7 protein-coding genes and 1 pseudogene are annotated in these 6,339 nt (G+C 64.4%); 4 read left to right on the top strand and 4 right to left on the bottom strand.

Features of this window, described 5'->3' with window-relative positions; translation table 11 throughout:
- Positions 1-8 precede the first annotated feature (8 nt).
- Positions 9-1,079, bottom strand: coding sequence for a methyltransferase domain-containing protein (locus tag OQF71_RS13430; RefSeq protein ID WP_280588271.1), 1,071 nt, complete (start codon positions 1,077-1,079; stop codon positions 9-11).
- 680 nt (positions 1,080-1,759) lie between these two features.
- Here OQF71_RS13430 and OQF71_RS14615 point away from each other — a divergent pair.
- Positions 1,760-1,891 (top strand): annotated as a pseudogene (locus OQF71_RS14615) (MFS transporter); the annotation flags it as partial.
- Positions 1,892-2,225: 334 nt separating this feature from the next.
- Here OQF71_RS14615 and OQF71_RS13420 read toward each other — a convergent pair.
- Together OQF71_RS13420 and OQF71_RS13415 are read right to left on the bottom strand one after the other, a co-directional pair.
- Positions 2,226-2,468 (bottom strand): amphi-Trp domain-containing protein, encoded by a 243-nt coding sequence (locus tag OQF71_RS13420; RefSeq protein ID WP_280588267.1) that lies wholly within the window; start codon positions 2,466-2,468, stop codon positions 2,226-2,228.
- Between the two features lie 6 nt (positions 2,469-2,474).
- Complete coding sequence (locus tag OQF71_RS13415; protein ID WP_280588265.1) at positions 2,475-2,894, bottom strand: CBS domain-containing protein; 420 nt, start codon at positions 2,892-2,894, stop codon at positions 2,475-2,477.
- A 229-nt stretch (positions 2,895-3,123) separates the two neighbouring features.
- On the opposite strand from OQF71_RS13415, the gene dhaK reads away from it, so the two are divergent.
- From dhaK to dhaM, 3 genes are read left to right on the top strand one after another with little or no spacing between them, the layout of a single operon-like run.
- Positions 3,124-4,125 (top strand): dihydroxyacetone kinase subunit DhaK, encoded by a 1,002-nt coding sequence (gene dhaK, locus OQF71_RS13410; protein ID WP_280588264.1) that lies wholly within the window; start codon positions 3,124-3,126, stop codon positions 4,123-4,125.
- Positions 4,122-4,880 carry a dihydroxyacetone kinase subunit DhaL gene (gene dhaL, locus OQF71_RS13405; protein WP_280588263.1) on the top strand — a complete coding sequence of 253 codons (759 nt, stop codon included), beginning with the start codon at positions 4,122-4,124 and terminating at the stop codon, positions 4,878-4,880. The genes dhaK and dhaL overlap by 4 nt, the downstream gene beginning before the upstream one ends.
- On the top strand, positions 4,880-5,260 hold the full coding sequence (gene dhaM / locus OQF71_RS13400; protein WP_280588262.1) for a dihydroxyacetone kinase phosphoryl donor subunit DhaM: 381 nt from the start codon (positions 4,880-4,882) through the stop codon (positions 5,258-5,260). Before dhaL ends, dhaM begins: the two co-directional genes overlap by 1 nt.
- 3 nt (positions 5,261-5,263) lie before the next feature.
- Here dhaM and OQF71_RS13395 read toward each other — a convergent pair.
- On the bottom strand, positions 5,264-6,339 hold a 1,076-nt coding region (locus OQF71_RS13395), incomplete at its 5' end, for a putative PEP-binding protein (RefSeq protein WP_303655268.1).

Here is a 6,339-nt window from a genome sequence, read left to right as displayed (position 1 = left end):
CCCTCACACTACTTTCGACATGCGATGCAGTCGGTGATCAATATCGAGTATCGGCGGTCGTGAAACCGCAGGTTCCAGGGCACTGCTGGCTGCTCTTCCGTGATCGAGTGATTCAATTCTTTGGTGAGTATTTCCCGGAGCTTCTGCTCCGAGGGGGTCTGTTCAGTGCCTCCGATCCAGTCCGTTGTCTCGGCGGGACTCACCTTAGACCAGTCATACGGGTCGCCGACGATCAATTGCCCGGATTCGTTAAGAACGCGGTCAGTTTCCGTTAGATGTGTTCGAGGGGAAGAAACCACGTCGATCATATTCATCGAGAGTGCGGAATCAACGCTGTTGGACTCGATGGGAAGCGCATCCGCCTCGCTGACGACAAACTCGACTCTCGCTGGATTGGGTACGTTTACCTCAATAGTTCGAGATTCGGTTCTTGTTCCCTCCAGTGGGACCTCGTAGGTGAATTCGCCGTCAGCATCTCGGATCTGGCGTGCCATTCGGATCGCTCGAAAGCTCCGATCACAGCCGAGGGCAGTTTCCACGGCAGTTGAGAGCACATGTGTGAGTCCCCCGACGGATGAACCGATGTCGATCCCTAGCGACTCTTCCGTGCTCGGCGGTGTCAACATTGATTCGACTGTCGCCTTGATCGCGTCGGCACCGTCCGGAAGGACAGGCTGGATCCCCTCTGGCATGCACTCTACGAACAGATCATCTGTCGTAATCGAGTCGAAATGTGCCCAGATGTAGTTCGTCTGTAGGTCTTCCCAACCATCGGATTGGGCTTTCTCGACAGGGTCGGAGTTTTTGTCGATGAAGTACGTGCCTGTCTCCGTGCTTGCCATCTGACGTATCTCTTCTCGCATATCCGGTTTGGCCGTGAGGTATTCGTTGAATTCAGGAACCAAGATCGCCACTCCGTCAACCACTAGATAGCGGTGGCTGGGATTGGACTGGCAGCGGATAATGCCCTCCTCAAGATCCGTCCGGTTATTTGTGCAGGTAATCCTCGCTTCCGTTTCCACTTGGAGATCCGACCGGCAGCTCGGGCACCTGAGCCGATCAAGTAAATGCAGGTACATTGGTAGTTGCTCGGACAATCCGATGGTCAGTATCGTATTCAAGCCCGCACATATCGTGTTAAAGAATAGTTATCAAGATTTTTAATCTTGTGGGGAGCAGTCTGTCATTAATTCGTAGAGATTGATTGAAAAATCACATTGTATTCAGTGCATTTTTTGACGTATCACGAGGAAATTGCGGCCTTGAGCGATAGATCTTTCTTCCGTACTGACCGACCACTCTCTTTCGTAGGTCGGCTTCGATTCGTACCACATTCGCGCTGTGTATACAGCAGTAGCCGAGAGAATTACTCGAATTTTGTCAGTAACAGTATGACCGAGACAGAGAATGTGGTCGTCATGGCAGTGACAGTGTTGTCCGAGAGAGCAACAGCCCGAGACAGTCATCTCAACTGACGGGCCCTACTCAGTATCCGCCTCCATCCTCGAAACACCGGCCGCATTTTGTGGCAGTCGTGACGAGATCGTTAGCAGATGTCTGACGAAGGTGATCGTCTGCGACGTTATACGTGATGCCACAGGGGGTCTTAATGGCGGATGTACCGATCGCCTGTTTGTGTACTGTGTTCGTTACCTCGTTCAGAACTCGCTCCATGTTATCAATATTTATTAAGCAAAGTGTATAGCATTCTTGCTTGGTGGATCAAGGCATATAACGGACACTAACTGGGGTTTGGGTGAGCGTAACGCCGGTCATTCGGGATTCGTTGGGGGTGAGCGCGTCGGAGGCCGGCCCCCTCGTGAGTGTCATGTTCGGGGCGGCGGTGCTCGCAAGCATTCCCGTTGGGGTTGTGCTCGACCGGACGAACATCAGCGACCGCGGCGACGCCTCGGAGGACGTACTGGAGAAACACTACGACAAGGCCGGCAATCGGGAGCGCGCCCGCCGCCGGCAGGAGCACATTCCGGAGGATGTCTAATGCAAAACGAGACTCAACTGACGGCAGAATCGGCAGACTGAACCGCCAAGCCCGTGTTGGCCCACCTACAGCGTCCACGATCTTTGGCCGTGGCGTGGTAGGGGCCGGGAACTCCCCAGCCACCTAATGCCGTCCTAACGTTCAATAGTCGCCTCTGTTGAAACGGTCAGAGAGGCATAAAAAACGGGTGCCGCGTGCAGGGGATGAAGTTGGCACGAGACGAGCGTTATTTCGTCCACCTGATTTCGTATTCGAGCTCGTACCGCTGGTCGCCGGTCTCCGAATCCGTGAGCCGTTCGAGTTCGACCTCGAACCGAGCGCGTTCCGGAACCCTCACGGCCCGCTCGTTCGCACCGCTCACCAACGTGACGTCCCCGGATTCTATCTGATCCGCGGCGTCACGCAACGCGTCCGAGATCGCCGCTCTCTCGATCTCTTCCTCGCTTTTGAACAGCTCTTCTTCCGGCATCGGTGGTCAGTATTCGGGCCGTTGGGCCCGGATGAGATCGCCGAGCTGTTGCTGCTCGTCTGCGAGCAGTTCGGTCACGTCGTCGGCGGTGATGATTCCGACGAGAGTGTCTCCCTCACAGATGGGGAGCCGGCGGATTCCGTGGTCGGCCATCAGGCTGGTCGCCTCGTAGAACCCGGTGTCGGCTTCGGCCGTACAGAGCTCGTCGGTCATCACGTCTTCGGCGGTCTGTTCGGCCGGATCGCGTTCCGCGGCGAGGACGCGAACGGCCAAGTCTCGGTCCGTGACGATCCCGACGGGCGTCCCGCCGTTCGCGATCACGACACTCCCGACGCTCTCCTCGTCCATGGTTGCTGCAAGTTCGGCGACGGAGGTTTCGGGAGCTGCTGTGACTGCGTCACTTCGAGCGAGGTCTTCGATTGGCATTCGGTTTCACCCGTTTGAACGTACACGAGAATTATCATAATTGATCAGTATAATTCCCGCGTTGTGGGAACTCGGAGAGGGCGAAAGCGGTCAGCGAGTCCTCCGCGACGGTAGAAGCGCGACCGTCCGGTTCGGCACCGCTCCGGCCCCGACCGCTCCGACCGCGAAGTCGACAACTCCCGATGGCCCGCTATCTTTAACAGATCACGGAGTGTCATGGACGTTAGTTATGAAGAAACTGATCAACGAGCCGGACGACGTCGTCGACGAGATGCTAGACGGAATGATCGCGGCGTATCCGGACCGTCTCCGCCGGCTCCCGGACACGCAGGTCGTCGTGCGCGACGACGCGCCGGTCGACGGAAAGGTAGCGCTGGTGACGGGCGGCGGGAGCGGACACGAGCCGACCCACGCCGGGTACATCGGCGACGGCATGCTCGACGGGGCCGCCGCGGGCGACGTGTTCTCCTCGCCGACGGCAGACGAGTTCGAGGCGCTCATCGACGCCTGCGACGCGGGCGACGGGGTGCTCGCGATCATCAAGAACTACGAGGGCGACGTGATGAACTTCGAGACCGCCATCGAGCTCGCGGAGATGGAGGGCGTCAAGGTCGAGAGCGTCGTGGTCGACGACGACGTCGCCGTCGAGGACTCGCTGTACACCTCCGGGCGTCGCGGCGTCTGCGGGACGATCCTCGTCCACAAGGCGGCCGGCGCGAAGGCCGCCGAGGGCGCTGACCTGTCCGAGGTCAAGCGCGTCGCCGAGAAGGTGATCGACAACGTCGGCACCATGGGCACCGCGCTCACCTCCTGCGTCACCCCCGAGAAAGGCGAGCCCACCTTCGATCTCGGCGACGACGAGATCGAGCTGGGGATCGGGATCCACGGCGAGCCCGGCACCGAGCGCACCGAGCTGATGAGCGCCGACGAGATCACCGACGCGCTGACCGAGGCGGTCCTCGACGACCTCGATCTGGACGCCGGCCAAGAGGTGCTCACGATCGTCAACGGGATGGGCGGGACTCCGCAGATGGAGCTGTTCGTCGTCAACCGCCGGCTGCAGGAGCTGCTCGGCGAGCACGAGCTGGAGACGTGGGACGCGTGGGTCGGCGACTACATGACCTCGCTCGACATGGCGGGCGCGTCGGTCACCGTCTGCGCCGTCGACGACGAGCTGAAGGAGCTTCTCGGCGCGCCGGCCGACACCCCCGCGCTCACTCAGACCCAATGAGCGAGGAGGGAGACGGGGAGGCGGCGTCGGGGGCGCTGAGCGACGGCGAGGCCGTCGTCGCGGCCGTCGAGGCGGTCGCGGACCGCATCGAGGCGGAGCGCGATCACCTGACCGACCTCGACTCCGCCATCGGCGACGCCGACCACGGCGGCAACATGGCCCGCGGGTGGGCGGCGGCCGCCGAGGCGGCCCGCGATCTCGACGACCCCGACCCGCAGACCGTCTGCAAGACCGTCGGGAAGACGCTCATGGCCGAGGTCGGCGGGGCCTCCGGCCCGCTGTTCGGCGGCTCGCTCGTGTTCGCGAGCGCGGAGCTCGACGACGGGGTCACCGCCGAGAGCGCCGTGGCGTTCGCCGAGACCTACCTGGAAAAGGTCGAGGACCGCGGCGACGCCCGCGTGGGCGACCAGACGATGGTCGACGCGCTCACCCCGGCGGTCCACACGTTCAAGAAGTCGATCGAGACGGACGAGCTCTCGCCGCTCGAGGCGCTCGCGAAGGCGGTCGACGCGGCCGAGCGCGGCGTCGCGTTCACCGTCCCGATCCGGGCGAAGAAGGGGCGCGCCTCCTACCTCGGCTGGCGCTCCGTCGGCCATCAGGACCCCGGTGCGACGAGCGCGCTGTACATCCTCGAAGAGCTGCTCGCGACCGCCGCCGACGCGCTCGACAGCGAGACACCCGACGTCGACGCGACCTCGCCGACGATCCCGGACGAGTCGGAGGAAGCGACCGCATCCGATCCGGAGGGCGACTGATGGTCGGGCTCGTCGTCGTCTCCCACAGCGAGCGCGCGGCGGAGGGGATCGTCGAGGTGGCCGCGGAGATGGCCGGCGACACGCCTATCGAGCCCGTCGGCGGCGACGGGCAGGGCGGGATCGGCACCGTTCCGGACGCGATCGGCGGCGCCATCGACGCCGCGGACGACGGGGACGGGGTCGTCGTCCTCGTCGACCTCGGGAGCGCCGTGATGAACGCCGACGTCGCCGTGGAACTCAGCGACGCCGAGGCCGTCATCGCCGACGCGCCCGTCTTGGAGGGCGCCGTCAACGCGGCCGTCGCCGCGACCGACCCGTCAGCCACGTTCGGCTCGGTCCGCGAACAGGCCGAGGCCGCTCGGGGCATGGAGAAGCTGTGACGCTCACGCCGCGTCGAGACCCAACGCGTCTGTGACCTCGGCGCGCGTCTCGCACGCGAGCGCCTCCTCGGCGAGCGCCGTCGCCTCCGCCGAGTCGACCTCTCGAATCCGATTTTTCACCGCCGGAACGGTCACCGCGCTCATGCTGAGCTCGTCGAGCCCGAGCCCGACGAGTAGTTCGGTGAGCGCCGGGTCACCGGCCATCTCGCCGCACATCCCGACCCACGCGTCTGTCCCCGCCGCGGCCGACGCGGTGCGGTCGATCGCCCGCAGCACCGCCGGGTGGAGCGGGTCGTGGGAGGCGGCGACGCCGTCGTTCTCGCGGTCGGCCGCCATCACGTACTGCGTGAGGTCGTTGGTCCCGATACTCAGGAAGTCGAGCCGGTCTGCGAGCCGGTCGGCGAGGAAGACCGCGGCCGGCGTCTCGACCATCGCGCCCAGCTCGGGGACGGCGTGGTCGACCCCCTCGGCGGCGAGGTCGGCGGCGACCGACTCGGCCGCTTCCACGGCCGCGTCGACCTCCTCGATCCGCGAGACGAGCGGGACCATCACGGCGAGCCCGTCGCCGTGTTCGTGGGCCGCCGCGCGCAACAACGCCCGGAGCTGCGTCTCGAACAGGTCGCGGTGCTCGTCGAGCGAGAGCCGGATCCCCCGCCGCCCGAGGAACGGGTTCGCCTCGCTCGGCAGGTCGAGGTACGGCACCCGCTTGTCGCCGCCCACGTCGAGCGTCCGGACGACGACCCGGTCGTCTGGGAACGCCGAGAGGGCTGCGGTCACGGCCTCGTACTGCTCGTCCTCGCTCGGCGGCGCCTCGCGGTCGAGGAAGAGGAACTCCGTCCGGAACAGCCCGATCCCGTCGGCGCCGCGGTCGGCGGCGGGAGAGAGTTCCGCGTCGCTCCCGACGTTCGCGGCAACCTCGACCGACCGGCCGTCGTGGGTCGCGACGGGTTCGGTGACGGCCGGCGTCGCGTCGCCCTCGGCGGTCGTGCGCGCCGACGCGTCGGGGTCGACGACGCCTCGCCCATCGCCCCCGTCGACGAGCCGTTCGGTGCCGGCGGCGGCCTCGCGCGGCGGCTCGC

The organism is Halorubrum sp. Boch-26, assembly GCF_029889805.1.
In the GTDB taxonomy this organism is placed as follows: Archaea; Halobacteriota; Halobacteria; order Halobacteriales; family Haloferacaceae; genus Halorubrum.
Note: the sequence above shows the minus strand (reverse complement) of the source record. Positions and strands in the feature narration are given on the sequence as shown.

Bases quoted from the DNA above. Each gene is read 5' to 3' on its own strand.
- OQF71_RS13430 (WP_280588271.1), bottom strand. From the start codon at position 1,079: ATGTACCTGCATTTACTTGATCGGCTCAGGTGCCCGAGCTGCCGGTCG.
- OQF71_RS13420 (WP_280588267.1), bottom strand. From the start codon at position 2,468: ATGCCGGAAGAAGAGCTGTTCAAAAGCGAGGAAGAGATCGAGAGAGCG.
- OQF71_RS13415 (WP_280588265.1), bottom strand. From the start codon at position 2,894: ATGCCAATCGAAGACCTCGCTCGAAGTGACGCAGTCACAGCAGCTCCC.
- dhaK (WP_280588264.1), top strand. From the start codon at position 3,124: ATGAAGAAACTGATCAACGAGCCGGACGACGTCGTCGACGAGATGCTA.
- dhaL (WP_280588263.1), top strand. From the start codon at position 4,122: ATGAGCGAGGAGGGAGACGGGGAGGCGGCGTCGGGGGCGCTGAGCGAC.
- dhaM (WP_280588262.1), top strand. From the start codon at position 4,880: ATGGTCGGGCTCGTCGTCGTCTCCCACAGCGAGCGCGCGGCGGAGGGG.